Genomic DNA, 26,302 nt, shown 5'->3' with positions numbered 1-26,302 from the left:
ATAGTGCTGCGTTGCTTTACATCACTAAAGTGCAAAATATAACATGATTTATTTAATCATGTTTTTAATCTTGACATAAAAAATCATGTTTAATAAGTGTCCGAATTAAGGCGCGTCTTTTCTGACGGCGGCTTGTTTCGGGGACGACCAATTGCGTGCGAAGCCGGCTGCACTGCCCTGCAGCCGAGGGGTTTCGTGCGCCGTATTGAAAGTTTGCACCATGTCTTTTCGGGGAATTCGGCCTGTTCTGCTTGCCTGCACGGCACTTTGCTCATTTTATGCGGCCGTGCCTGTCATTGCGCAGGAAGCGGCAAAAACGGCGGAAAACAGCGGCTCTTCTGGCCAGACCGAACTTTCGACCATTACCGTCAAGGGCCAGAAGGTTGTAAAGGGGTCTGTGGAAGACACGCCGGTGGCGACCCATACCTCGGCCGAGCAATTGCAGAAGAAGCAGATCGACGATGTCGATGACCTCGGCAATACGGTTGAGCCGAGTGTGACCTATGTGAAGAATTCCAAGAGCGTCAACATTCGCGGCCTGGAGGCCGACCGGGTGCTGACGACCATCGACGGCATTCCGGTGCCCTATTTCTTCGACACGGTTTATAGCTATGGCGGCGGTGCCGACACCTATGATTTCAATTCGCTGTCGTCGGTGGACGTGCTGCACAGCGCCGATTCCAGCCGCGCCGGGTCCGGCGCACTCGGCGGCGCGTTGCTCCTGCATACCTATGAGCCGGAGGACCTGATTGGCGACGGCAAGAGCTTTGGCGGTATCGCCAAGCTTGGCTATGATGGCTCGGACCGCTCGCTGACGGCCTCAGGCGCGATTGCCAAGAAATTCGACAATACCTCGGTACTGTTCCAGTCTTCCTACAAATACGGCCATGAGACCGAAACAACAGGCGATGTCGGCGGCACCAGGGGAACCCGGACCGAAGCCGATCCGATGAGCTATAACGACCGCAATTTCCTGTTCAAGATCCGCCAGGAGCTGGAAGGCGGTCATACGATCGGCCTGACGGCTGAGCATTACGACTATAATTCCAAGAAGGATTACAAGTCCAATACCAGCTACGGCACCACCTATCGCGCCGGTGATTACGATTATATCCAGGACAAGGGCCGCGACCGGGTTTCGCTTGACTACGTCTATGACAGCACCTCTGCCGACAGCTGGATCGACAGTGCCTTCGCCACCCTCTATTGGCAGCGCGCAACCCGCGTGGAAGGCACATCCAGCTACCGCCTGACGGCGCCAATCGGCATTTACGACCGGTCCATGGAAAGCGAGCAGCGTGATTACGGGTTCAATGGCTATGCCAATTCCGATTTCAGCACTGGTGCTTTGAACCACAAGCTGACCTTCGGCACCGATCTCCGCTTCAGCCAGAGCAGCTATTATCTCGCCGGTCAGGACACCTGCTCAGTCACCTACGTATCCGGTTGCGCCTATTACCACACCAACCAATCCTACTCGCCTGATGTTAATTCCTACAAGCTCGGCGCTTTTGTCGAGGACAAGATTTCGCTGGGCAACAGTCCCGTTTCGCTGACGCCTGGCCTGCGCGTCGATTGGTACAAGGAAGACCCGCAGGAGACCGACAGCTATAAGGGAACCATGCCGGAGGGTCAGGACGGCGCCCACCTCTCTCCCAAGCTGCGCGCCGCCTGGCAGGCGACGCCGGATGCCGAGCTTTACGCCCAGTTCTCCACGGCGTTTAAATCGCCCAACGCCTATCAGCTCTATGTGGATTACGACAATTCCCCGCTCTATCGCTCAATCGGTAATCCCGATCTGAAGCCGGAAACCAGCTGGGGCTTCGATGTCGGTGCCAATCTTGGCAACGAGGATTTCGGTGGCCGGATCAGCGCCTTTACCACCCGCTACAAGAATTTCATCGACACCTCGGACATCATCCGCACGACGGGCTATGTGCTTGGGACCTATGAATATATCAACCGCGCCAATGTCCGCATCAGCGGCGTCGAGATCGAGGGCCACAAGACCTTCACCAACGGCATCAATCTACATGGCTCGATGTTCTATGCGCGTGGTGTGGATCTGGATACCGACGAGCTGTTGAGCACGGTGGCACCGCTGAAAGCCATTGTCGGTGTCGGCTATGAACGGCAGACCTGGGGCGCGGATGTCAGTCTGGTGGCCGCCGCTGCCGTCTCCGACGACTCCAGCGCCTCCACCAAGCCAGCCGGGTACGGCGTCGTCAATCTGACGGGCTGGTGGGAGCCGGAACAGGCCAAGGGCCTGCGCCTTCAGGCCGGTGTCTACAATCTGTTCGACAAGCAATATTACGACGCGCTTGAAGTGAAGGACGTCGCTAACGCCAATGCGCTTTACTCCGAGGCCGGTCGTTATTTCAAAATCGCCATCTCTCAGAAGTTCTGAGAGATCCGGTTTCGATCAATTCGGCTCCTGACAGACGCGGTAATCGTTGCGGCGTTTGATGAGATCCAGATGCAGGTGATCCTTGTGGGTTTCATCGGCTCCGGGTGCCAGAACGGTGGTGAAATACAGGCAGGCTGAGGAATTGATGGTGCGCTGGAACGCGCCGGGCAGGGTTGGTTCGCTGTCCGGCACGATCTTCATCGGCACGTTGCCCTTTTCAAACTCGAAGCCGGCAATATCCAGCGCATTGCCCTTGGCATGTTCGGACATCTTGCCATCGCTGCGGCTATTGCGGTTACGGCAGATATAGGAGGAGGCCTGGTCCACGGCCTTCAGCCGACCTTTGTCGGGAAGCGCCTGATCGGCGGCGGGAATAACCAGAGTGCGCATCCATTCCGAAAGTTCCAGTGCCGCCGCGCAGCGGAGAGTTGCCTTCGGCTTCAAGCTGACGCCCGGCAGGATTTCCGTCACCTCCAGCGGCTTGTCGATGCCACAACCGTCGCCGTCATCGATCCGGGGCCGTTCGGTAAATTGCGCGCCTGCCGCCTTCAGATCCTTAAGGCACTGCCCATAGGCCTGCGGGTCCTCCGTCATGATCGGCGGTGGTGGAGGCGGTGCCGGAGCTGGGGCCGGTGCCGGTTCTGCCGATGCGGGTGGCGTTTGGGAGGATGGAGCAGGTGAGGCCGGGGTAGGGGCCGGGACAGGGGTTGGCGCGGCGGGCGAGGGCGTCGGCACGGGAACAGTGTCCGGTGCCGGAACCAGGGCGGATTTGTCGCCGGGCTTGCTGACATCATCTTTTGTGTCTGGATCTTTTGTATCTGGGATTTTAACGCCGGAGGAAGCATCTGGCGTATCGGTTGCGGTTTTCGGTTTGCTATCGGGTATGGGGCCCTGCTCGGGAAGGGCGTCTTTTGGAGGGAGAGATGCGCCGCTCAGGCATATCAGGCTTAAGGCCAGCAGCAGCGTTTTGCATCTCATGTGTTCGTCCCCCAAGGTTTGTCGCTGGAGGGAACGTTTGAGCCTGCAATTGGTTTCAGTGACTTAAGCCCGCTGCTGCATATGGTTGATTGCTACTGGACGAGACCTCGCTTCGAATAGAGGTTTGGGTATAGCGCGGAACTGTCACGTCCCGCAAAATGTTCGCGTCACTCTCTCTTCCGCTTTCGGCGGCACTCTGAGATCCGCGGTGTCTTCCAATTCTTCAAATGGTTGTTCCAGGGCCTGCGTCAGCCGTTCAAAGAACGAATAATCGTCATAGACCGCCGCCGAGATTGCCTCTTCGATGCGGTGGTTGCGCGGAATGAGGGCAGGGTTGATAGTTTGCATTTCCGCTTCAATCATCTCTGCCGGGCGCTCTGTGCCAAGCCTTGCGCGCCAACGGATCAGCCAGGCGATCAGTGCGTCGGTTTCCGGGATCAGATCCTGTGCCACGCCGCCTCCGGCGATCCTGCCGAGCTGGCGGAAGGTCAAGGTGAAATCGGCCTCATGGGTCTCCATCAAACCAAGGAAATCGTTGATCAGCGCCAGATCGGCTTCATCATTACCGGTCACGCCCAGCTTGGCGCGGAAGGCGGCGAGCCAATAGGTCTGGAACACTTCGCCGAAGCGGGCCAGCGCCGCATTGGCGTCTTCCACGGCCTTGTCTTCGCCGCCGTCAAACAGCGGCAGCAGGCATTCCGCCAGCCGCGCCATGTTCCATTGGCCAATGCCGGGCTGGTTGGCATAGGCATAGCGGCCGCGCTGGTCGATGGAGGAAAACACCTTTTTCGGATTATACTCATCCAGAAAAGCGCAGGGGCCGAAATCGATGGTTTCGCCTGATACCGCGACATTGTCGGTATTCATCACCCCATGGATGAAGCCGATCGATAGCCAACGGGCAATCAGCGCCGCCTGCCGGTCGGCAATGGCGTTCAGCAGTGCCAGATAGCGGTTGTCTGCATCTTTCAGGATGGGATAATGCCGGTCGATGACATGATCGGCCAATGCCTTCAGGCTGTCATTATCCTGGCGGGCAGCAAAGAACTGGAAGGTGCCGACGCGGATATGGCTGGCGGCAACCCGCGTCAGGACCGCGCCGGGCAGCGCCATCTCGCGTCGCACCGGCTGGCCGGTCGCAACGGCGGCCAGCGCCCGTGTGGTGGGAAGGCCGAGCGCATGCATGGCTTCCGAGACGATATATTCGCGGATCACAGGGCCAAGCGCTGCGCGCCCGTCGCCATTGCGGGAAAAGGGTGTGGGGCCTGCGCCTTTCAGCTGGATATCACGCCGCCGCCCGTGACGGTCCAGCACCTCGCCCAGCAGGATGGCGCGGCCATCGCCCAATTGCGGCACGAAATTGCCGAATTGATGCCCGGCATAGGCCATGGCCAATGGGCTGGCGCCCTGAACGATGCGATTGCCGGAAAAGATCTCTGCCAGAGCCGTGTCATCCTTGCCTTCCATGTCCAGGCCCAGATCCTGCGCAAGCGCATGATTGAACCGGATCAGCTTCGGCTGCGCCACGGGTTGCGGCAAAACGGCGGCGTGAAACGGCTCCGGCAGACGGGCATAGCTATTGTCAAAGGCAAACATTTGAGTTTCTCCGGGCAACGTTCATTCGTGTATATGTGGCGCAGGGACATGGGAGTGCAAGGCAAGAGCTGTGACGAAGCCGCATCCCCGGCAAATTGCGCATGGACAATTGAAAATTGCTTACGTTACATTTGCGGCTGACATAAAGAGAAAATCGGCGGGACCGAATCCCGGACGCCAGGTTGACCAAAAGAGGGACTGTTGATGTTCAAACGCATTTCATTCACCGCTGCCATTTTCGCAAGCGCCGCCGCTCCGGCTTTCGCCCATCTTAATCCTGCCGAACACGGCTCGGTTCTGGCCGGGATTTCCCATCCGCTGACCGGACCTGATCATATCATGGCGATGGTTGCCGTCGGTCTTTGGGCCTCGCAGCAGGGTGGCAAGGCGCTCTATGCCGTGCCCGCCGCTTTTGTCGGCACCATGGCCATCGGCTTTCTTCTGGCGCTGGCAGGGGTGCATCTTCCCTTCGTTGAGCCAGCCATCCTGGCCTCCGTCATGGCTCTCGGCCTGCTGGTGGCAACTGCCGTGCGCATGCCCGCCGCTGGCGCTTCCGCCGTCGTCGCTCTTTTCGCGCTGTTCCATGGCTATGCGCATGGCACCGAACTGGCTGGCGCCGGTGCATTGGAATTCGGCCTCGGCTTCCTGATCGCTACCGCCGCCCTGCATGCAGTCGGTATTGGCCTTGGCGTCGGTCTCAACCGCTTCGGCCCGCGCATCACCCGGCTGCTCGGCGTAGCCACAGCGCTTGGCGGTGCTGCCCTGATGCTGGGCTGATAAGTCATTCAAGGTCAAACCAGCAACGGCGGGAGAAATCCCGCCGTTTTTCGTCGTGGACCAGAACAGGTTACATATTTGTAATTCACAAGGGCTTGGAACAGCCATGATTGCGATCCTAGATCAGGTTCAGTCATGTCATCGGAGATGAGATCCATGTCACCGGAAGAGCGCCAGTTACTGACCCAATTGTTTGACCGCGTGCGCCAGGCGTCTTCAACGCCGCGCGACCGCGAAGCCGAAAGCCTGATCGAAGGCGAATTGCGCAGCCAGCCCTATGCCACCTATTATCTGGCCCAGGCGGTGATTATTCAGGAAAAAGGCCTGGAGGCAGCGACCGCCAAGATCCGCGATCTCGAAGACCAGATCGCCCATTTGCAGGATGAACTGTCCCGTGGACCGGCCCAACCGCCCGCTCAGCAACAAAGCGGTGGCTTCCTAGGCGGCATCAGCTCGATTTTTGGAGGCGGCAGTCCGGCGCCTGCGCCATCCCGCAACGCAGGGCCTTGGGGTGCGGCACCAGCGCAGAACCGTGGCTATGACGATTACAGCCGCAGCGCCCCGCCACAATCCGGCCCTTGGGGAGGCGTGCCTTCAGGCGGCCAATGGCAGCAACCGGGACAACAACCAGCAGCAGCTCCAGCAGGCGGCGGCTTTCTGCGCGGTGCCCTGACCACGGCGGCAGGCGTTGCCGGTGGCGTGCTGGTGGCTGATGCGGTGCGTGACATCTTCTCTAGCCACGGCGGCGGCTTCGGCAATATGCTGGGCGCTGGCGGCATGGGCGGTCTCGGCGGCATGGCTCAAGCACCGGTCGAGGAAACCATCATCAACAACAATACCTACAACATCACCGAGAATGGCCGCGACGATACGCCCGCCCAAAATGATGACAGCGGCGTCCAGCAGGCCAGCCTGGACACTGATAATGACAGCTATGACAATAGCAGCTTCGATGACAGTGATTTCGGTGGCGATGACAGTATGAATGCGTGAGTATGCATGCTTGTCAGCACGCTATGTTGTGATCCAGACAAAAAAAGCGCCGAATTGTCGGCGCTTTTTGCTTATCCTCTTCCGCGATAAGTCGGCACACCTTGATCCGGCAACCAAACACCCTTCGGCGCTTCTCCGGTCTGCCAGAACACATCAATGGGAATACCGCCGCGTGGATACCAATAGGCACCGATCCGCAGCCATTTCGGGTCGAGAAGCTCTACCAGCCGCTTGGCGATGTAGATCGAGCAATCCTCGTGAAAGGAGCCGTGGTTGCGGAACGAGGTCATGAACAATTTCAGCGACTTGGATTCCACCAGGAAATCGCCCGGAATATAATCGATGACGATATGGGCGAAATCCGGCTGGCCGGTCATTGGGCAGAGCGAGGTGAATTCCGGCGCGGTGAAGCGCACGACGTAATCGGTTCCGGCATTGGTATTGGGAACCCGTTCCAGCACCGCGGTCTCAGGGCTGGTCGGTGCATCCACCTGGTGGCCCAGTTGGGACAGGCCGGAAACATCGGTTTTGCTCATGCATGTTCTCCTTCAACAACTTTAACACGGACGCCATGGGCCTCTTCACTTTCCGGCTCCACATGGATCGTCACCCGCGCGCCCGGCTGCACGGCTTGCACCGCCGCTTCCAGCCTGTCGCAAATCTCATGGGCCTCGCCCACCGGCATCACGGCTGGCACGACGAGATCGAAACCAACAAAGGTCGCTGCCCCAGCCCGGCGGGTGCGCAGGTAATGCACCCCGAGCGAGCCACTGGCGTGATCGGCAATCGCCTTCTTGATCGCGTCTTCTTCCGCTGGTTCGACTGCTTTGTCCATCAAGCCATCGACGGAATGGCTGATCACTTTCCAGCCCTGATAGATGATGTTGCAGGCCACCAGAATGGCCAGCAGCGGATCGAGAATGGCATAACCGGTGATCACCACCAGAACAAGGCCGATCAGCACGCCCACCGATGTCACCACATCCGACATGATATGCTGCCCATCCGCCGTCAGGGCAGGGGACCGGTTGGCCTTGCCGACCCGGATCAGGATGGTCGCCCAGACCGCATTGACGACACCGGCGGTAAAATTGATTGCCAGGCCAAGCGCCGGTGCATCCAGCATGGTTGGCGCTTCAAGGGCGGCCACCGCCTCCTTCATGATCAGCAGCGCGGCAATGACGATCAGCACCCCCTCGATAACAGCCGAGATATATTCGGCCTTGTGATGCCCATAGGGATGGTCATGGTCGGCAGGCTTCTGGGCATAGCCGATCACGAAATAGGCGATGAAAGCCGCCACCACATTGACTGTGGATTCCAACCCATCCGACAACAGCGCCACGGACCCCGTGACCCACCAGGCCAGGAGCTTCAGGCCCAGCACGCCGAAAGATAGCGGAATGCCCCAGAAGGCCAGACGCTTGACGATAGGATTATGCTCGGACATCACGCCCACTCCTGCATTTGCGAACCAGTTGCAAAATTCATGCCCTTAAGACGGCAAAACCGCCCAAGCCTGCAAAGGCTGGACGGTTTATGATGGGTCTCATATCCTTGATATCTGCTAATCTGTCAAACCCGAAGGATGGATAATCCAAAGCGGCGTTAATAAATAGTAGATATTGCTAATTAATGTGCGATGAAGATCATGCTGTGTTTGAGCGAATGATCGCCATATGGATGACATCGACAAATCGCCCATCGATCCGCACTGCATCGCGGGCCACCCCCTCGCGAACAAAGCCGACGCTTTCGTAAAGGCGGATGGCGCGGTCGTTATCGGCGTGGGCATCCAGTTCCACCCGGTGCAGGCCGATTGCCCATGATGCCGCAAGGGTGGTTTCGATCAGCCGTTTGCCGAGGCCAGCGCCCCGGTAGCCATCGATAATGCCCATGCCCAGCACACCGCGATGGGCGTGGAGTTCGCGGTCATGGCGGCGAATGTCGCACCAGCCGACGACACGCGCACCATCAAGCGCCACGAATTGCGGATTGTTGCTTTGCTTAAGGCCAGCCACGAAATCTTGCAGACGGTCCAGTGGCGGCGCTTCCAGCATGCTCAGATAGCGACGCTCGCGTGCGACCGCGTCGAGAGCCTGATGAAAGCTCTCGACATTGCTCGCTTCTATCGGCTGAATGACAAGCGCACTCACGCTGCCTTCACCTTCGCCCGCTTGGCCAGCTTTTCAACCACATTCTCGATCATCCGCATCCCGGCATCGTTGCCGAGCGTCATGATCGATTCCGGGTGGAACTGCACGGCGGCCACCGGCTCTTTTGTATGCTCGATACCCATGATCGTGCCATCCTCGCTTTCGGCGGTGATGATGAAATCCTTGGGCAGGCTGGCCGGATCGGCATGGATCGAGTGGTAGCGCCCGACCGTGACTTCCTTGTTCAGGCCGGAAAACACGATGCCGGGTTCCAGCACGCGGATGCGCGATGGCTTTCCATGCATCGGCACATCCAACTGCCGCAGTACGCCGCCATAGGCTTCCGTCAGCGCCTGGAGACCAAGGCAGACACCGAAGATCGGCAGGTTGCGGTCCCGCGCTTTCTTGATCGTTGCCGTGCAATCAAAATCCGATGGAGAACCCGGTCCGGGCGACAAGACGACGAGATCGGGGTTCAGGCGATCAAACACCTCTTCCGGCACCGGGCTGCGCACCGTGCTGACGGTAGCGCCGGTCTGGCGGAAGTAATTGGCCAGCGTGTGGACGAAAGAGTCCTCATGATCGACCAGCAGGATTTTGACGCCATGGCCGACAGCTGCCACGCCGCGCTGGGCCTTGGCATTTTGGCCGGATTTGGCGTCGCGGATTGCAGCAATCATGGCCGATGCCTTCAATTCGGTTTCAGCTTCTTCTTCCTGCGGATCGCTGTCATTCAGCAGCGTCGCACCGGCCCGCACTTCGGCAATACCGTCCTTGATGCGCACGGTGCGCAGCGTCAGCCCGGTATTCATGTCGCCATTAAAGCCGACCATGCCGACCGCGCCGCCATACCAGGCGCGCGCGCTTTTCTCATGGGCTTCGACAAAACGCATCGCCCAGAGTTTTGGCGCGCCAGTGACGGTCACCGCCCAGGCATGGGAGAGGAAGCCGTCGAACGCATCCATATCGTCGCGCAGACGGCCCTCAATATGGTCAACCGTGTGGATCAGCCGGGAATACATTTCAATCTGGCGACGGCCGATCACCTTGACCGAGCCCGGCTCGCAGACCCGGCTCTTGTCGTTGCGGTCAACATCCGAACACATGGTCAGCTCAGATTCGTCCTTCTTGGAATTCAACAGCTTGAGGATCTGTTCGCTATCGGCAATCGGGTCGTCGCCGCGTTTGATCGTGCCAGAAATCGGGCAGGTCTCGATGCGCCGTCCGTTGACGCGCACGAACATTTCCGGCGAAGCGCCGACCAGATATTCCTGATTGCCGAGATTGATGAAGAAGGAATAGGGCGACGGGTTGATGTCCTTCAACCGCTTGGAAATATCCGAGGGCTTGCTATCGCAACGCTCCATGAATTTTTGGCCGGGAACCACTTCGAACAGGTCGCCCTTGCGGAAGCTTTCCTTGGCCTTCACCACCAGTTCGGCAAATTCGCCGGGCCGGTGATCGCCGCGCGGCGGAATGGTATCGGTGTGGCGGAAAGGCTCCGGCGCAATTGTCTCGGCCTTGCCCGCCGTGGTTACGCCGTCCTTTTCGAAATCATAGCGGTCAATCCAGGCCTTGGCGGAATAGTGGTCAACGACCAGAATTTCATCGGGCAGAAACAGCACCATGTCGCGCTGGTCGTCCGGCCGTGTCAGTTTCAGATCGATGGCATCGAACTGGAAGGCCAGATCATAGCCGAAAGCCCCGAACAGGCCGATGCTGCTGTCAGCCGACGAATAGAAAAGATCGGTAATGGCGCGTAGCACGGTAAATACCGTGGGCGCCTTGGAGCGCTCCTCCTCGGTAAATACCCGGTCGGGGGTCTTCACGGTCAAGTCCAGCCGCTGCGTGGTCAGCGCGCCCAGAACCAGTTCCGGCACGGTCTTCAGCTTTTCAGCGATCAGTGACAGCAGCACTTCGCCCCGGCCATTATAGGCCTCGATCCACACGGCGCGGCCAAAGCTGGAAATGCCCAGCGGCGGATCGACAATGGCGGTATCCCAGCGGGTATAGCGGCCCGGATATTCATAGTTGGAGGAAAACACCGCGCCGCGCCGCTCATCCAGCTTTTCGACATAGCTGGACACTGCATCGGCATAGGGTGTGGCACGACGCTGGCGCGTGACCGTAATCCCGCCCCGGGTCTGGTAGACATCGCTATTATCGTCGCGAATAATGGTTGCCATGGCGCTTCTTCCTCATCGTAAAGCCCGTCAGTGAGGGGCCATGAACACAAAAAAGCCGCCTCAGGAAATCCGGGCGGCTTTGGGTCAATCGTCTTCAGACATGACTGGTCAAGGCCGCGTTAGCGAACCCACCACCAAGCATTCATGGACAAAACGATCTTCATGGCGGAATTCATAACCCGGTCCGCCACGCCGCGCAAGAGTGATTTTCAGCCCCCCGATCATAGGGGATCACTGTGCAAATACTCCGTGCGAAACCGTGTCTCCCAGCTTTGGTTGATCCCGTCTGCCAGCTTGGCGGTGCCGGGCACGACGCTGCTTGCAGCCTCACCATTCACTCCCAGTTGCACTAGCACATCCTTCAGGCTGGCAATGGGGTCGGTGCAAAGCGCTTCATAGGTGATCCGCAAGGGCTGGATGCCTTGCATGTCGAACCAGCTTTGCCAGGCGCGATCATACTGGATGAATTCGTCGTAGCTGGCGTGGATTTTGGCGGCGTCGTAAATTGGATCGCGTGGCGCAGACAGCCGTTCCAGCTCCGTACCATCGGGTGCGCGATGCCATAATCCAGTTTGTTGGGCTTTCACATAGGAGACGGCCTGTTTCACCTTATCCAGGCGTGTCAGGTGAATGAACAGCGTGGATCCGAACGCAGCCTCGATCCGCTGCCGATCGCTGGCCAGCACCGGGTAAAGAACGGCAAGCTTTTCGACAAACAGATCAAAACTGTGCCGTTGCAGCCGCAGCCCAAACAGACCCGTGCCATTGCGGCCCGTCTCGACCGCAGCTTCAAAGATCGCCGCCAGAAGATCGCTTTCCGGCTAAGCGGGGTTGATTTCCAGATTGAGATAGGACAGCCAATCGGTAATCGGCCCCTGATGAAAATAGGATTTCGGCTTACCCGCCACTCCGGTTGCTGCCAGCATATTGCACAACAAGGTGCTGCCGCTGCGTGGCGAGGTGCAAATCACATAGGAATGGAATTTCGCCATCGTCTTTTGAACCGAACAATCATTGAAGATGCCCAGCCCTATAGTAACGAGGTGTGACAGGTCGGTGACCGCAGACAATAAAACCGGATATTACAGGCGGTGAAACAATGCCTGTTGAGGGCCTTTAAAGAAACGAATGCTTATGAAACGGCTTAGGCGCCATCATCCAAGAACACGTCGCCGGATCCTTCGGCAGCCGCCCCGCCGCAATCAATCGCATCGCCAATCCGCCCCGCAGGCTGACCATTGATGAAAACCGTCGGCGAGCCCGCAGCCAAAGCCCGGCCATGGCTTGGCTCCGGGCAGGACGAACAGGCATGCGCCCCATAGGCATCCCCAACCCGGACGGCCCCGCGACCGTTGATGAACACATTGCCACTGGCCTCTATGGAGGGCGTCGGCGGGAAATGGCAGGCATGGCCGGAACCAATATCGCCGAGGCGGGTGATGGCGGGCATTTGAACGTCCTCCTGTTCTATAACTGTAGCGTCAGTCAATCGTCTTGCAATCTTGCTTCACCGCCTTACGCTCCCACTCGGCATATGCGGTGGGCTGAAGAATCTCGACACGAATACCAGCATTGACGTTGTCTTTTGTTTCCATCGGGAGTTCGACCGTGGGTGGTCTCCGTGTAACGTCAACAAAGATTTCGCCCAATCTGCCGGGAATAGCTGTTTCGTGAATGTCCAATTCGGGGATGTCGAAGTCGAGCATGTCATCGTAGGAGGTGTACTGCAGAAGGGTGCTGCGGTCTTGTCGAAGTACGAGATGGTTCATCAAGAGAATGCAAAATGGCTCTGCTTCGGAAGCTTGCGTCATCTCGTATCGAAATGCCCACTTTCCATCTTTCGCCCGCACAAAGACGCTCGGCTTGTAGGGCTTCGGGCCGCCGCTCATCAGAAGCTCGAGAGACGCCTTGCAATTCGCTCGATCAACTTCCGCCATTGCATTGCAGAGTTCATTTTCTTGTTCAGCCGCAAGAGCCTGTGAACAAAGAAATATATATGTTAGAAAAGAGATGATCGCTTTCGGTACGGTGTATTGCCAAATACCCTTTTTCAATGATGTGTTCCTTTGTAATATAAATAGCCACCAAGGAAAAATAATACGGAAAATATTAGTAAAAACATAATATTGTTAAAATTAAAATCATTTATTTTAAAAAGAAAAACGGACGATATCGCTATCGCTGATAAAATCATCAGGATAATTCCTGCTATTCCTGCTGAAGTCCAAATTAGGAAAATCAAAAATCGCATCATTTTCCCCCGCTTGCACCAAAGTGCAGCCAATTCTTGATGAACTGTTGGTAGTTTTTAAAGTCCTCGGCGTTTTTCGGATCTTCAAGCGCGGCCTCCGCAAGTTCTTTGGCTGTCTTGAAAAGCTCCGTATATTCGCTCGAGGAAAGCTTGTGATCAGGGTCCCCGGTAATAATTGATATAAAAATCTGGACCACATCAATCGCATCGCCATGTTTTAATGACGCATGCAGAGCTGCGCCCCAAGTGGCTGCTAGGAGATTAAATGTGCTTATAGCGACAGAGGCACCTTTTGAGGCTCGTCCTCTCAAAGTACCGCCACTTTCCATCCATTCTGTGAACGCCATACCACTCATGAAGCGGCCCACCATCCGTGAACCGTAATGAAGAACGTCAGGCAGTCTATTTGCAAGCTGACCAACTATATCGAGTTGATCCAGCTCTTTCTTAACTAACTGACGCGCATCTTCATTGTTAAGTAATTTCCATAATAATCCTCTGAAAATCATATAATATGTTGCCGTTTGGGCTGCGCTTGCTACGTTTAATATGATTTTAGTTTGCTTATCGCAGAGGATTTTGATTTGCCCACCGTAAAATCCGGCAGTTCCTGCAATCCAATTAAGGCATAAAGTATAATCAAATGGCCATGAATATGTTCCGGCAGCAAATCCGGATACAGTTGATCTGAGGTATTCGAGGGTAATTTGCGGTTTTTTGTTTGCTGCTCTCTGTAGAAAATTTTTGTCGCTAAATGGAATTTCGACTGATTCAGCAATATTGCCGTCAGAACGTTCGCTTTGCACTACATTTCCAGAATAAGTGATGCCACCAGTCATTTGTGCCTCAATTCAAATTTATACGTTTGGAAATTACGCTGAACAATGACGTAATTTTTGAAGCCATGGTGTCGGTAAATATCGCAATACAATTACTGATTGATATGGTTAGCTTAGTACCGGCCATAATAATTTCCCCATTGGGAAGCATGGTGATTCGTGAGTTGCCACAGATTAACTCGAGTTTTTGCGTAGACTGAATCACTCGTTTTCCCCCAGCATCTTCGATATGATTTTCAAGCGCCGAAATATCAATGCTCTTTCGTGAAATGACCTTGAACTCAGCGCCAGTTGAGATTGTTTTGCTTAGGCTTACCTCCTCCACGCTTGCTAGACCGACGATCTCCAACTTGGATCGGTCAACGGAAGTAAACATATTGCCGGTCCCCATCATTCCGAGGCCGAGGACGCCAAAATCATACCCTGCAAGTGGAATACCTTTGGGTAGCCATGCATCTGTTTGAGAAATTAATTTTCCGATACCGCTCGGCCCTACCGTTAAAGTAAAATTTCCACCGATTGCTTCGTTGTGATTGTTACCAATTTCTATAGCTTTGTTATAGCCCACGGATTGAACCCAGTTATTGTCTATGCGTTCCGTATGATTATTACGGGTCTTCTCATTCCGATCCTTCTGAGAGTGAATATAAATTTCTTCCCGCCCAGCCTCATCTTCAAACGTCAGCTCATTAAACTTCTGCGCTGACTTCCCCTTATGCGTATTGGTCCGAAACACGCTCTTGGTCTTGTTCGCCGGCAAATCATACGGCACCGGGTTGTTCGTATTCGGCACGACGCCTGTTACCAGCGGTCTATCCGGGTCGCCGTCGATATAGGCGATCATCACTTCCATGCCGATGCGGGGGATGACCTGGGAGCCCCAGAGGCCGCCGGCCCAGCTTTGGGAGACGCGGATCCAGCAGGTGTCGGAGCCGTCCTTTTTGGCGCGTCTGTCCCAGGGGAACCAGGCTTTGATCCGGCCGTATTTGTCCGGATGAATTTCTTCCCCCGAGGGGCCTGCGACAATGGCCACCTGCGCGCCTTCGATGCGCGGGCGTTTGGTGGTGCGGTGCGGGGTTAAGGGGATGCGCGAGGGGATAGCCTCGAATTCGTTGATATATTCCGGCTGGTTTTCCGTGGTTTCATAGGAGCGATCCACCACCCAATGGGTGATCCGGGTAATCACATGCTCTTCGTATTTGTGTTCCGGGTGGGGTTCTTCATAGGGGTTGAAGCGTCGTCCCGGCTCCAGCACACGCACAGTCGATTGGCCTTTGACCCGTTCGTGATCCGCCTGGGTCGCCTGAGCGCGCAATTTGCCGACACGCTCCATTTCGAGGTAGTCGGCGGCGCGGGCGGGGTAATTGTAAAGCTCGCGCTTGGCATTGCCCGGCAACTCCACGAGAGAGGGCGTTTGCGAGCGCGGAATGAAGTTCGGCGTTTCAAAATTCCAGTCGGCATCGACGCGCTGACCGGGGACATAACTGAAGCGCCGCATCCATTCGGTGATGTGGTTACGGTCGGAAGAGCCTTGGGCGATCCGCACGGTGTCATCGCCTTCCGCGCTGGCCGAGGCCTTTGACCAGGCAATCTGGTGGTCGGTGACTTTCAGGCGATGAATGCCCTTATCATGTTGAAACCAATAGAAAATCCCATCTTCTTCCAAGCGACGCAGCAGGTAGTCGAGGTCATTTTCCTGCCATTGGACAGAATAGCCTTGCGCCGGTGGCTTGTTCTGTAGAAAGCCGATATCCGGCTGCGGCAGGCCATGTTCGGAAAACAGCGTTTCCAGCACCTGGATCGATGTCATATCCAGCCAAATCCGGCAATCGGAGCGGCGTGACAGCAGCCACATCTGCGGACGGATGGTGAGCGTGTAGGAGCGTAACCCACGTGTGACCGGCGGGCCTTCCTCAAGATCGGTCACCAAGCCATTGAACGGGCGGCGCAGGCCATCCTCGCCCAACTCGCCCTGGCGGATTTCCAGGGAAATATCGACCAGCTTACCGATAAGCTCTTCCGGTTTGACCGCTTCACGCTTGGCGCGGACATGCAGAGTGATTTCAAACAGACGATTGACGCCCTCATCCACCTTCATCCGCTCTGGCAGCAATTGATCGTCGCCCAGTGGGGAGGAGACTTTCAAGACACGGCTGGCCTGAATGAAATCGGCAGTCAATATATCGTCGAACATCGTAAGGCCCCCGGGATTGCGTCTTAAAATATCAAATGCAATATCGATGGCCCGCCAGAACTGTTTCAAACACGCCATCCCTATGGCGAAATTAGACTAGCTTTCCGAAAGGTCAAGGTTTTGGTTGTGTTGCCGGATATGTTTGTTTTTTTGGTTGCGAATGATCATTAGTGAATGGAAAGGGCGATGAGGAATTGTGCAAAGTCTAACCGGCCAGCGTCTTGCTAGCATCGATCTTGACCACATCTTCGCCGACAAAAACGATGACATAACCTCCGGTCGTTTCCGCGTCGGCTGCCCAGCGGCGCATCGCGCTGGCATAGGGTTCGTTACGCCACACCTGCGGAAAGGCCGGGTCGACCAAGACCGTGATTTGTGGACCTTGAGTGTAGACCATCATCTTTGCCTTGGCCGGTTCCCATTCCGGGCCAAGACTGTCGCTTGTCATCCAGAGACAGAGAAAGTCTCGGCAGAGCTGCGGTCTCTCGGGGTAGATCGTGCAGCCTTTCCCGGCTGTGCAGTGGATGCACCAGGTATTGGCGGGTTTTGCCAAGGCGTCGATATCCGGCAGGCGGCAACAGAGCGTGCAGGTGCCGCACGTGCGAACGGGCAGGGCTGCCGGGGCTGAGGGAATTTCGACGGGCATGGGGCGGTTTTTGCAGCTTGGAAACGGAGAACCTGCCGTAGCATAAGGCAACCGCCCACGCCATGCGCCTCACCCTGAAACGATTGTCCTGATGAGGCGAGGTCGTGTCTTCGCTTATGCCGCTGCGTATTCGTGGCGCTTTCGGGCTATCGGGGCGGCTGCCGATTGATAGAGCTGGCCGAAGCGGTTGTTGACAAAGGCGTCGAGGCTGATTTCCTCCTGTCGCACGAAGCCCGATTGCGCCAGCGCGCCATCAGCCAGCAGGTCCAGCACGGCGCAGATACCGGCGGCGGTGGTGATCTGGATGGCGCTCATCTTCTTGCCCGCCACAGTGCTGGCATAGACCTTGTTGGCATAGGTTTCCTGCATATAGCGGCCTTCGCGCCAGCCGCAGACGGTGACGAAAATCACCACCACATCCTGCATGGTGGCGGGCAGGGCGTTTTCAAAAAGGTCCTTCAGCACGTCGCGGCGGTTCTTCAGGTTAAAGTCGTTGAGCAGCGCCTTGATGATCGCCTGGTGGCCAGGATAGCGGATGGTACGGTAATTCATGGTCCGCACCCGGCCTTCCAGGGTTTTCGCCAGCGTGCCGAGGCCGCCTGACGTGTTGAAGGCTTCATAGGTCACGCCATCCAGTGAAAACTCTTCGCGCTCTTCCATGGCAGGCACGCTGATCATCCGTCCCTCGACAATGGCTTCGCAAGGCTCGATATATTCGTTGATCAGCCCGTCGGTGCTCCAGGTAAGGTTGTAGTTCAGCGCATTGGACGGGTATTGCGGCAGCGCGCCGACCCGCATTCGCACGCTGTCCAGTGTCTCGAAGCGCTGCGCCAGATCATGGGCGACGATGGAAATGAAGCCCGGGGCGAGACCGCATTGCGGGATGAAGGCTGTGCGTGCGCCCTCCGCCAGTACCTCTACCTTTTTTGTGGTCGCTACGTCCTCGGTTAGGTCGAGGTAATGGCAGCCGCTGCGCCCCGCACTTTCGGCAATGGCGCCGGTCAGGTGAAAAGGGGCAGCAGAAAGAACGGCGAACTGACCGTGAAGATGCGCATCAAGGGCTTTGCTGTCGGTAATATCAACCAAAGCCGTGGCTACGCTGGGATGAGCGGCAAGCTTTGCCAATTGTTCGGCGCTACGGTCGGCAACCGTCACCCGGTAATCGCCGGTCTCCGCCAAAAGATGGGCAATTGCCCCGCCGATCTTTCCCGCGCCAATGATGGAAATGTTTTTCATTGATCGTTCCCCTGATGCTTTTGACGAGCCTTCAGTGTGGAGCCGATCCCTGTCGATTCACAGTGGCAAATTGAACGTTTTCGCTTATATTAATGGACGATTTGCCGAAAGGATTGAGCATAATGCAGGTCTCCGATAAGGACCGTGAATTGCTGGCGCTGCTGGGTGAAAATGCCCGCATGCCGGTGGCCACGCTGGCGCGACGGCTTGGCCTGTCGCGCACCACAGTGCAGGCGCGGCTGGAACGGCTGGAGCGGGAAGGGGTGATTGCCGGTTACGGGCTTCGGCTATCGGACGCCTATCAGAGCGGGCTGATCCGCGCGCATGTGATGATCACCATGGCACCAAAGGCATTGACCAACGTCACGGCAGAGCTGGCCGCCATCCCACAGGTGACGGCGCTGCATTCCGTCAACGGCCCCTATGACCTGATCGCCATGTTGGCCGCGCCATCGATCCAGGAGTTGGACCGGCTGATTGACCGGATTGGCGAGCTTTCGGGGGTTGAGCGGACGCTGTCGTCGATCATTCTGTCGACGCGGATTGCGCGGTAAGCGTCTCCGGTTGGATCAGGAATTCTGGCTCAGAGGCCGGCGGCTTTGCGCAGATCATCGTTCATCCGGCTTTGCCATCCCTTACCGGTGGATTTGTAGTGCTGGATGATTTCGGGATCAAGGCGCACGGAAATCTGCTGCCGTGGATTGTCAACAGTCGGGCGGCCCCGCTTGGCTTTTTCGCTGTCAATACTTGCGGCCAGTTCAGGAAACGCCGCACGGAAAGGGCGTCCTTTTGACCGCTGCCCCTCTGTCAGTTCTGGATTGTCAGGATCAGAGGCAATTCGCTTTTGAACTTCGGCCTCTTCCTGATCCGTTAGTGGCCGTTTCGAGGAAAATTGTAAGGGCATCAGAGTTTCCTTTCCTTCCGGCTGGCGACACGCATGGAAATGATCTGAAATTGCTTCAGATCCAAGCGGACGGAAGACGACTGCGGCGATGATCTGGCCTTTAAATTCTCCGATTGCCAATGATCTGCCTTGCTTGGCGGGATAAACCGTGGACCCCTCGAAAAAATCGAGCGTCAGATCGGCAAAATCGAGACCATGCTTTTCGATATTGCTCGCCCGCTTGACCTCGTCATAGGCAATTTTCATTATTTAATGTATCACATTTAATATGCGGATCAAGTGTGCTGGCGCCCCAGCTTTCGCGGCACTTCAAAAGCATCGGCGAGATCCTTCATCTCCCGCCGATGTTGTCAGCTTCGCTTACTTCGCCCTTGCGTCCAGCACCCGGTTGGCGGCCGAGACGATGGCTTCCAGCGAGGCGGTGACGATGTTCTGGTTGATACCGGCACCGAACAGCCGCCCGCCGGGATGATCCATTTCCACATAGGCAATGGCTGCTGCGTTGGAGCCGTGTTGCAGGGAGTGCTCGGAATAATCGCGCACCGAAATCTCGATGCCCAGATAGGTGGAGAGCGCGTTGACGAAACCGTCGATCGGGCCATTGCCCTTGCCCTCGATGCGCTTGACTTCGCCGCCATCGGTGATTTCGGCGGCGACGATCCGCACGCCCTTGGTGGCCGTGTCGGGATAGGTGTGGTGATCGACGAATTTCAGCCGGGCATTGGGCTGGTCGATATAGCGGCTGATGAAGCTGTCATAGATCCGCTTGGAGGGCAGTTCCACGCCTTCTTCATCGGTAATGCGCTGGATTTCCTCTCGGAACTCGACTTGCAGGTTGCGCGGCAGGTTGATGCCGTAATCCTGTTGCAGGATATAGGCGATGCCGCCTTTTCCCGATTGGGAATTGATGCGAATGATCGCCTCGTAGGAGCGACCGACGTCCTGCGGATCGATGGGCAAATAGGGCACTTCCCAGACTGGGGAATTGGCCTTTTTCACCGCCTTCATCCCCTTGTTGATCGCATCCTGATGCGAACCGGAAAAGGCGGTATAGACCAGTTCGCCAACATAGGGATGGCGCTCCGGAATGGTCATTTCATTGGCATATTCATAGACATCTTTGATGCGCTCGATCTGCGAGCAGTCCAGCTCGGGATCGATGCCCTGGGTGTACATGTTCAATGCCAGCGTCACGACATCGACATTGCCGGTGCGCTCGCCATTGCCAAAAAGCGTGCCTTCCACCCGGTCGGCACCCGCCATCAGCGCCAGTTCGGTGGCGGCGATGCCGGTGCCGCGGTCGTTGTGGGGATGCAGCGAGATGATGACGTTTTCGCGGTTGTCGATATTGCGGCACATCCACTCGATCTGGTCGGCATAGATGTTCGGCGTCGCCATTTCCACCGTCGAGGGCAGGTTGAGGATCAGCTTGTTGTCGGCGGTTGGCTTGATCTCGGCAATCACTGCGTTGCAGATCTCCAGCGCCACCTCCAGTTCCGTGCCGGTAAAGCTTTCCGGCGAATATTCAAACCGGTAGCCGCCGCCAGCCTTGGTGGCCATGTCGATAATCATTTTCGCCGCATCGACGGCGATCTGCTTGATGCCAGGAACGTCCTTGGCAAACACCACGCGACGCTGCAATTCCGAGGTCGAATTGTAGAAATGGATGATTGGCTTATGGGCGCCTTCCAGGGCCTCGAAAGTGCGGCTGATCAGCTCCGGGCGGCACTGCACCAGCACTTGCAGGGAGACGTCATCGGGTACATTGCCTTGCTCGACACACCAGCGGGCAAAGTCGAAATCGGTCTGTGAGGCCGAGGGAAAGCCGATCTCGATTTCCTTGAAGCCCATTTCCAGCAGCAACTGGAACATCCGGGCCTTACGGTCGTGGCCCATCGGATTGACCAGCGACTGGTTGCCGTCGCGCAGATCGACCGAACACCAGATCGGCGCTTGGGTGATGGTTTTGCCCGGCCAGGTGCGGTCGGAAATGTCGATCTGCGGATAGGCCTGGTATTTCTTTGCCGCGTCGGGCATGCCCTTTTTGATGGAATTGGTCTTCAACATGTTCGCTCTCTTCTCATCCCGAATATGCCCGGCTTATAGCGGTTCGAGTGCCGCATGCGAATGACAAATCCGGCCCCTTCAGGGGTCAATAGTCAAAATTGTGGATTGGTGAGGAGCAATCGCCTGCGACGGCTAACCCGGCCGCCGGGCGCTCCTCAATGGACCCGGCAACCGCGGATAAGGTCGAGAAGAAGAAGCGAGGATAGGGCGCGCAAAGCTGCGGCGCGGCTAAAATTGCCTCGCTGTGCAGTCTTCGTCATGGAATGGCCCGATGTCTTCATGCTTCAATCTATAATCAGCGGTTTCCGGGCTGGCAAGGGCAATTTTCATCAAGGCTGCGGATCACGGTCAGCGCCGTAGCCGGACGGCGAACCGCGTCAGCCCCAGCATGGCCAGGCCGCCGATCAATCCCCAGAAGGCGGCGGAAATGCCGAGAAGCGAGATACCCGACGCGGTGACCAGGAAGGTGACGGCGGCGGCCTCGCGGGTCGTGGGTTCCCGGAAAGCCGAAACGATCGACCCGGAAAAGGCGCCGATCAGCGCCAGACCCGCGACCGATTCGATCAGGATTGGGGGTGCTAGCCCGACGAAGGAGGTGACGACGCCGGCCAAAAGGCCGAGGACCAGATACCCCACGCTGCCGATCATCGCCGCCCAATAGCGCCGCTGCGGATCGGCATGGGCATCATGGCCCGCCGCCATGGCGGCTGTGACAGCGGCGAGATTGATGGCATGGGCGCCGAAGGGCGCGGCAAGGGCGGTGAACAGGCCGGTAATGGTGAAAAGCGGACCCGGCCTTGGATGGTAATCATGCACTTTCAGCACGGCGATGCCTGGAATGTTCTGTGAAGCCATGGTGACGATAAACAGGGGCAATGCGATGGAAACCATCGACGCGAGTGTGAACGTCGGCATCACGAATGCAACCGGCGGCACGAGTGAGGCACCCAATGCCGAGAATGCGCCGTCTGGCAGGGGAACGGCGAACACCAGGACCAGAACGAAGGCAGCAAGAGCGGCGGGAACGGCAAAGAGCCTGTTGATGGTGCCGACAATCGCCCAGGCGAGCAGGATTGGCAGGCCGAGCAGCGGGCTTTCTTCGATAGCTTTGAACGGTGCAAAGCAAAGGCCGACGATCACCCCTGATAGCATGGCGTTGGCAAGCGGGGCGGGAATGGCGCCAATGGCCCGGCCAAGCGGCTTGAACAGCCCGGCAATGACGATCAGCGCGGCGCAGCCCAGAAACGCCCCGACCGCTGCTGAAAAACCGCCTTGCGGCACACCGGCGGTGACCAGCAAAGCGGCACCGGGCGTCGACCAGGCAATGGAAATCGGCATCCGCGTCTTGAGACAAACGATAAGGCCGCAAATACCCATGGAGACCGACAGCGCCATCAGGCCGGAGGCCGCCTGCAGATCGCTGGCCCCAACCCCTTTCAGCCCTTGCAGGATAACAGCAAAGGAACTGGCAAAGCCGACGAAGGCAACCAGCAGACCCATAAACAGGCTTTGCGGAGAAAATTGTTTCAGCATGCGGATGGTCCCGGCACCAGTATCGATCCGGCTGGAACATCAGGTTCTAATGAAACACGCAAGGCTGAGATGGGGCAAACGGGTACGTATCGAAACACATTTGCGATGGCAGGCACATAAAACAAAACCCCGCCGGATTGCTCCGACGGGGTTGTATCGTCATGGTTGTAAAATCAGATTTCCGACTGGCTTTCGACGATCTTCGACACCAGGCCGTAGGTCTTGGCTTCTTCAGCCGAGAGCCAGTAATCGCGGTCGATGTCCTTGGCGATCTTTTCTTCTGTCTGGCCGGTGGCCTTGGAGAAGATCTTGATCAGGCGCTGGTTCATCTTGATGATTTCGCGGGCCTGGATTTCGATATCCGAGGCCATACCGCGTGTGCCGCCCGAGGGTTGGTGCAGCAGGAAGCGGGTATTGGGCAGGCAAAGACGCTGCTCCTTCGGAACCGAAACATAGATCAGCGCGCCAGCGGAGGCGACCCAGCCGGTGCCGATGATCCAGACCTTCGGCTTGATGAACTTGATCATGTCATGGATCGAATCGCCCGATTCGACATGGCCGCCTGGAGAATTGACGTAGACGCGGATGTCGTCGTCGCTGGCGGCAGCCAGAGCCACCAGCTGTGTGCAGACCTTCTGCGCCAGTTCCTGGGTGATCCCGCCATAGATGAAGATCGATCGCGACTTGAAAAGATTCGCTTCCGTTTCCTTGCCGAGCGGCAGTTCCTTGCTCTTGTCGTCGTCTTCTTCGTTCATTCGGCAATTCCTCATTTGCGTTTTGCTCACCCGAACCGACCGCGTCCTGAGCCATCATGATGACCGATAGGCTGCGGACGGGACGCTTACCACTTCCTATGCAAATAGTGCTTATCAAGGCTTAAAACAATGCCGGAAAAAGGCAAGCGTGGACGCGGTGAACAGGAAGTTGATCCTGTATATCGATTTTTCAGCGCCGCGGTTCGGCGATGGGAGTGCTGATATCGGCGTTTCAGCCCGACAATCTCTGGTTATGGGTCAGGGATACCTCGCTGGTATCACCCGTCAGCGCATAGCGTTCCCAGTCCAGCACCCACGCCCCTGATGCGCCGGAAATCGAAAACAGGTTATAGGCAGCCTGCGGCTTTTTGCTGCCCGGCCCCTGGCTGGCCGAGGCAATACCCACCACCGGCACGCGGCCATGGCGATTGTGCAGCCAGTTCAACGTGTTGAGATGGGTATGGCCATGCAGCACCAGTTCGGCCCCGCCCAGCGAGATCGCGGCGGCAAAGCGGCGGATGCCGATCATCCGCTTGTGCTGCGAGGCGGCACCCCGAACGGGTGGATGATGGATCAGCACCACCCGGAACAGGCCTTCTTCGCCAGCTTGGCGCAGCAATTGGGCAGTTTCACGGGCCTGGCGCGAGCTGAAGTAGCCGCTGGCGGAAAAGGGCGGGGTGGCGATGGAGGTGGAACAACCGATCAGCCCGACCGGTCCCCGGCGGCGAAAGGTCGGCCAGAGCTTGAAATCCTTGCGCCAGATGTCCGGGTCCGTGTCGCCGCGCACATAGTCATACCAGGCATGCATTGCCTTTTCGTGGGCGCCGGGCACATAGGCATCGTGATTGCCCGGCACGACCGATGTCGTGGCCGGTGGGCCGACCGTGCGCAGCCATTCGGCGGCCTTGTTGATTTCCAGCCCGGATGCCAGATTGACGAGATCGCCGGTAACGGTCAGATGGTCGGGGGCCCTGGCGTGAATATCGGCCACCAAGGCCTCCAGCGTGCCGGAGACCATATGCTTTGCCCGGTTGCGGTGCCAGTTGACATAACCTGTGATGCGCTTTGATGCCAATTCTCGAAAGGTGAGATGTGGCATAGGTCCCAGATGGATATCGGATATATGGGCGAGTTTGAACATGAACCTTATCTATACTTTCCGGGCAGCGGGGCAAGCGCGATGACACTGTATCCATCAGGGTCTCAACCGGATGACAGCCGGTTGAGTTCCGTGAAAAAATGTGTGGTGCGGCTGTTACACGTTTATTTCGCCATCACACGCGGTATGACGCTTGGGGTGCGGGCCGCCTGTTTTGATGAGGATGGCCGGATTTTTCTGGTGCGGCACACCTATCTTCCCGGCTGGTACATGCCCGGCGGCGGGGTGGAGCGCGGTGAAACGGCGAACCAAGCGCTGGAAAAGGAATTGCGCGAAGAGGGCAATCTGGTGATGACCGCGCCGCCCGTTCTGTTGCAATCCTACCTGAACCGCACCGCCAGCCGCCGCGATCATGTGTTGTTTTACCGCACCCTCGTGCGCCAGACCGCGCCGCGCCTGCCGGACCGGGAAATCGCCGAATCGGGCTTCTTTCCCCTCGATGCGCTCCCGGAGGGAATCTCCCCCGCCACCCGCCGCCGTTTGGCGGAGCTTGTCACGGATGGGCCTTACGCCGATTTCTGGTGAAGACCCTGGGGAAGGAAGGAGAGTTCCGGGCCGACCGGTATGATTCCCGTTGGGTTGATGGTCTTGTGGCTGCCGTAGTAATGGCCCTTGATATGGTCGATATTGACGGTCTCCGCCACGCCCGGCCATTGGTAGAGCGCCGACAGATAGGCCGAGAGCGCCGGATAATCGGCAATGCGGCGGATGTTGCATTTGAAATGGCCGACATAGACCGCATCGAACCGCACCAGCGTGGTGAACAGCCGCAAGTCCGCCTCGGTCAGCGTATCGCCGATCAGGAACTGGCTGGAGGAAAGCCGTTGTTCTAGCATGTCCAGGGTTTCAAACAGCGGGGCAATCGCTTCTTCATAAGCCTCTTGCGTGGTGGCGAAACCCGCCTTGTAGACGCCGTTATTGACGGTCTCGTAGATGCGGTCGTTCAGCGTATCGATCTCGCCCCGCAGCGGCTCGGGATAGAAATCCTTGCTATCGCCTGTGAGCGCATTGAAGGCGGAGTTGAACATGCGGATGATGTCGGCGGACTCGTTGGAGACCACCGTATTCAAATGCTTATCCCAAAGGACCGGCACCGTGACCCGGCCGCTATACTGCGGATCGGCCTTCAGATAGACTTGCCAGAGATAATCCGCACCGAACAGATGATCGCCGGTGGCGGCGCCGTCCTGCTGAAACGTCCAGCCATTTTCCAGCATCAGCGGATGGACGACGGACACTGAGATTAACGCTTCAAGCTTTTTCAATTGGCGGAAAATCAGCGTGCGATGCGCCCAGGGGCAGGCCAGCGACACATAGAGATGGTAGCGCCCGGCTTCAGCCTTGAAACCGCCATCGCCGCTTGGCCCCGGCGCGCCATCAGCGGTCAACCAATTGCGAAACCGGCTGGCCGAGCGCTGGAAATGCCCTTTGGTGGCCTTCGTATCGTACCAGGTGTCGCTCCAGACGCCATCAACCAGCATGCCCATCGGCTCTTCCTTCCATCGCTGTTTCAAATTTCCGTTGTTCTTATATGCGATGCTGGCGAGGAATTGCGATGATTTGGCTGATGAACAGTGTGTTTTGGGATAAAGCATCGTACCGAAACGTGGAAACCGTTTTTCTGC

23 protein-coding genes and 2 pseudogenes are annotated in these 26,302 nt (G+C 57.3%); 5 read left to right on the top strand and 20 right to left on the bottom strand.

Going from position 1 to position 26,302, the window contains the following annotated elements:
• Positions 1-220 precede the first annotated feature (220 nt).
• Positions 221-2,407: a TonB-dependent hemoglobin/transferrin/lactoferrin family receptor gene (locus AVCG78_RS10685; protein ID WP_071205171.1), complete on the top strand. Its 2,187-nt coding sequence runs from the start codon at positions 221-223 to the stop codon at positions 2,405-2,407.
• 15 nt (positions 2,408-2,422) lie between these two features.
• On the opposite strand, the gene AVCG78_RS10680 is transcribed toward AVCG78_RS10685, so the two are convergent.
• Entirely contained in the window at positions 2,423-3,385 is a 963-nt protein-coding gene (locus AVCG78_RS10680) for an extensin family protein (protein ID WP_071205170.1), read from the bottom strand.
• 144 nt (positions 3,386-3,529) lie between these two features.
• Positions 3,530-4,981 carry a protein adenylyltransferase SelO gene (locus AVCG78_RS10675; protein ID WP_071585365.1) on the bottom strand — a complete coding sequence of 484 codons (1,452 nt, stop codon included), beginning with the start codon at positions 4,979-4,981 and terminating at the stop codon, positions 3,530-3,532.
• A gap of 204 nt (positions 4,982-5,185) precedes the next feature.
• Here AVCG78_RS10675 and AVCG78_RS10670 point away from each other — a divergent pair, with 204 nt between their 5' ends.
• The gene (locus AVCG78_RS10670; protein ID WP_071205168.1) at positions 5,186-5,758 is read left to right on the top strand and encodes a HupE/UreJ family protein; all 573 of its coding nucleotides are present in this window, start codon (positions 5,186-5,188) and stop codon (positions 5,756-5,758) included.
• Positions 5,759-5,914: 156 nt separating this feature from the next.
• Positions 5,915-6,751, top strand: coding sequence for a DUF2076 domain-containing protein (locus tag AVCG78_RS10665; RefSeq protein ID WP_071205167.1), 837 nt, complete (start codon positions 5,915-5,917; stop codon positions 6,749-6,751).
• Between the two features lie 71 nt (positions 6,752-6,822).
• Here AVCG78_RS10665 and queF read toward each other — a convergent pair whose 3' ends face one another.
• The 11 genes and pseudogenes from queF to AVCG78_RS10610 form a co-directional block, all read right to left on the bottom strand.
• Entirely contained in the window at positions 6,823-7,287 is a 465-nt protein-coding gene (gene queF / locus AVCG78_RS10660; protein ID WP_071205166.1) for a preQ(1) synthase, read from the bottom strand.
• Positions 7,284-8,201 carry a cation diffusion facilitator family transporter gene (locus tag AVCG78_RS10655; RefSeq protein WP_071585366.1) on the bottom strand — a complete coding sequence of 306 codons (918 nt, stop codon included), beginning with the start codon at positions 8,199-8,201 and terminating at the stop codon, positions 7,284-7,286. The genes queF and AVCG78_RS10655 overlap by 4 nt, the downstream gene beginning before the upstream one ends.
• Before the next feature lie 199 nt (positions 8,202-8,400).
• Positions 8,401-8,907, bottom strand: a complete 507-nt coding sequence (locus AVCG78_RS10650) for a GNAT family N-acetyltransferase (RefSeq protein WP_071585367.1) — start codon at positions 8,905-8,907, stop codon at positions 8,401-8,403.
• Positions 8,904-11,093: an anthranilate synthase gene (locus AVCG78_RS10645; RefSeq protein ID WP_071205163.1), complete on the bottom strand. Its 2,190-nt coding sequence runs from the start codon at positions 11,091-11,093 to the stop codon at positions 8,904-8,906. Before AVCG78_RS10645 ends, AVCG78_RS10650 begins: the two co-directional genes overlap by 4 nt.
• 221 nt (positions 11,094-11,314) lie before the next feature.
• Positions 11,315-12,019, bottom strand: a pseudogene (locus AVCG78_RS10640) (Stf0 family sulfotransferase).
• A 218-nt stretch (positions 12,020-12,237) separates the two neighbouring features.
• Positions 12,238-12,543, bottom strand: coding sequence for a PAAR domain-containing protein (locus tag AVCG78_RS10635; protein ID WP_015916752.1), 306 nt, complete (start codon positions 12,541-12,543; stop codon positions 12,238-12,240).
• A 31-nt stretch (positions 12,544-12,574) separates the two neighbouring features.
• Positions 12,575-13,147, bottom strand: a complete 573-nt coding sequence (locus AVCG78_RS10630) for a cupredoxin domain-containing protein (protein WP_071205161.1) — start codon at positions 13,145-13,147, stop codon at positions 12,575-12,577.
• A 196-nt stretch (positions 13,148-13,343) separates the two neighbouring features.
• Positions 13,344-14,183, bottom strand: a complete 840-nt coding sequence (locus AVCG78_RS10625; protein WP_139191469.1) for a hypothetical protein — start codon at positions 14,181-14,183, stop codon at positions 13,344-13,346.
• Positions 14,184-14,190: 7 nt separating this feature from the next.
• On the bottom strand, positions 14,191-16,377 hold the full coding sequence (locus AVCG78_RS10620) for a type VI secretion system Vgr family protein (RefSeq protein ID WP_081355543.1): 2,187 nt from the start codon (positions 16,375-16,377) through the stop codon (positions 14,191-14,193).
• Positions 16,378-16,582: 205 nt separating this feature from the next.
• Positions 16,583-17,023, bottom strand: a complete 441-nt coding sequence (locus AVCG78_RS10615; RefSeq protein WP_071585368.1) for a YkgJ family cysteine cluster protein — start codon at positions 17,021-17,023, stop codon at positions 16,583-16,585.
• A gap of 114 nt (positions 17,024-17,137) precedes the next feature.
• Positions 17,138-18,259, bottom strand: a complete 1,122-nt coding sequence (locus tag AVCG78_RS10610; protein WP_156582869.1) for a saccharopine dehydrogenase family protein — start codon at positions 18,257-18,259, stop codon at positions 17,138-17,140.
• Positions 18,260-18,381: 122 nt separating this feature from the next.
• Between AVCG78_RS10610 and AVCG78_RS10605 the strand changes: the two genes are divergently transcribed.
• Positions 18,382-18,813: an Lrp/AsnC family transcriptional regulator gene (locus AVCG78_RS10605; protein WP_041698142.1), complete on the top strand. Its 432-nt coding sequence runs from the start codon at positions 18,382-18,384 to the stop codon at positions 18,811-18,813.
• Positions 18,814-18,842: 29 nt separating this feature from the next.
• On the opposite strand, the gene AVCG78_RS10600 is transcribed toward AVCG78_RS10605, so the two are convergent.
• From AVCG78_RS10600 to AVCG78_RS10575, 6 genes and pseudogenes are all read right to left on the bottom strand, one after another.
• Positions 18,843-19,163, bottom strand: coding sequence for a BrnA antitoxin family protein (locus AVCG78_RS10600; protein ID WP_071205211.1), 321 nt, complete (start codon positions 19,161-19,163; stop codon positions 18,843-18,845).
• Positions 19,163-19,409, bottom strand: a pseudogene (locus tag AVCG78_RS10595) (BrnT family toxin). The gene AVCG78_RS10600 and the pseudogene AVCG78_RS10595 overlap by 1 nt, the downstream one beginning before the upstream one ends.
• 114 nt (positions 19,410-19,523) lie before the next feature.
• A complete protein-coding gene (gene leuA, locus AVCG78_RS10590; RefSeq protein WP_071585370.1) occupies positions 19,524-21,230 on the bottom strand; it encodes a 2-isopropylmalate synthase in 1,707 nt (568 codons plus the stop codon).
• A gap of 348 nt (positions 21,231-21,578) precedes the next feature.
• Positions 21,579-22,763, bottom strand: coding sequence for a benzoate/H(+) symporter BenE family transporter (locus AVCG78_RS10585; RefSeq protein WP_071205155.1), 1,185 nt, complete (start codon positions 22,761-22,763; stop codon positions 21,579-21,581).
• Positions 22,764-22,936: 173 nt separating this feature from the next.
• Entirely contained in the window at positions 22,937-23,518 is a 582-nt protein-coding gene (locus AVCG78_RS10580; RefSeq protein ID WP_015916743.1) for an ATP-dependent Clp protease proteolytic subunit, read from the bottom strand.
• A 232-nt stretch (positions 23,519-23,750) separates the two neighbouring features.
• Complete coding sequence (locus tag AVCG78_RS10575; protein ID WP_071205154.1) at positions 23,751-24,659, bottom strand: metallophosphoesterase family protein; 909 nt, start codon at positions 24,657-24,659, stop codon at positions 23,751-23,753.
• Between the two features lie 39 nt (positions 24,660-24,698).
• Here AVCG78_RS10575 and AVCG78_RS10570 point away from each other — a divergent pair, with 39 nt between their 5' ends.
• On the top strand, positions 24,699-25,202 hold the full coding sequence (locus AVCG78_RS10570; protein ID WP_081355532.1) for an NUDIX domain-containing protein: 504 nt from the start codon (positions 24,699-24,701) through the stop codon (positions 25,200-25,202).
• Here the strand turns inward: AVCG78_RS10570 and AVCG78_RS10565 are convergent.
• The gene (locus AVCG78_RS10565; protein WP_071205153.1) at positions 25,184-26,164 is read right to left on the bottom strand and encodes a glutathione S-transferase family protein; all 981 of its coding nucleotides are present in this window, start codon (positions 26,162-26,164) and stop codon (positions 25,184-25,186) included. The two genes, AVCG78_RS10570 and AVCG78_RS10565, sit on opposite strands and share 19 nt — an antisense overlap.
• Positions 26,165-26,302: the final 138 nt, after the last annotated feature.

Source organism: Gillisella vitis (assembly GCF_021559775.1).
Lineage (GTDB): Bacteria > Pseudomonadota > Alphaproteobacteria > Rhizobiales > Rhizobiaceae > Allorhizobium > Allorhizobium ampelinum.
Note: the sequence above shows the minus strand (reverse complement) of the source record. Positions and strands in the feature narration are given on the sequence as shown.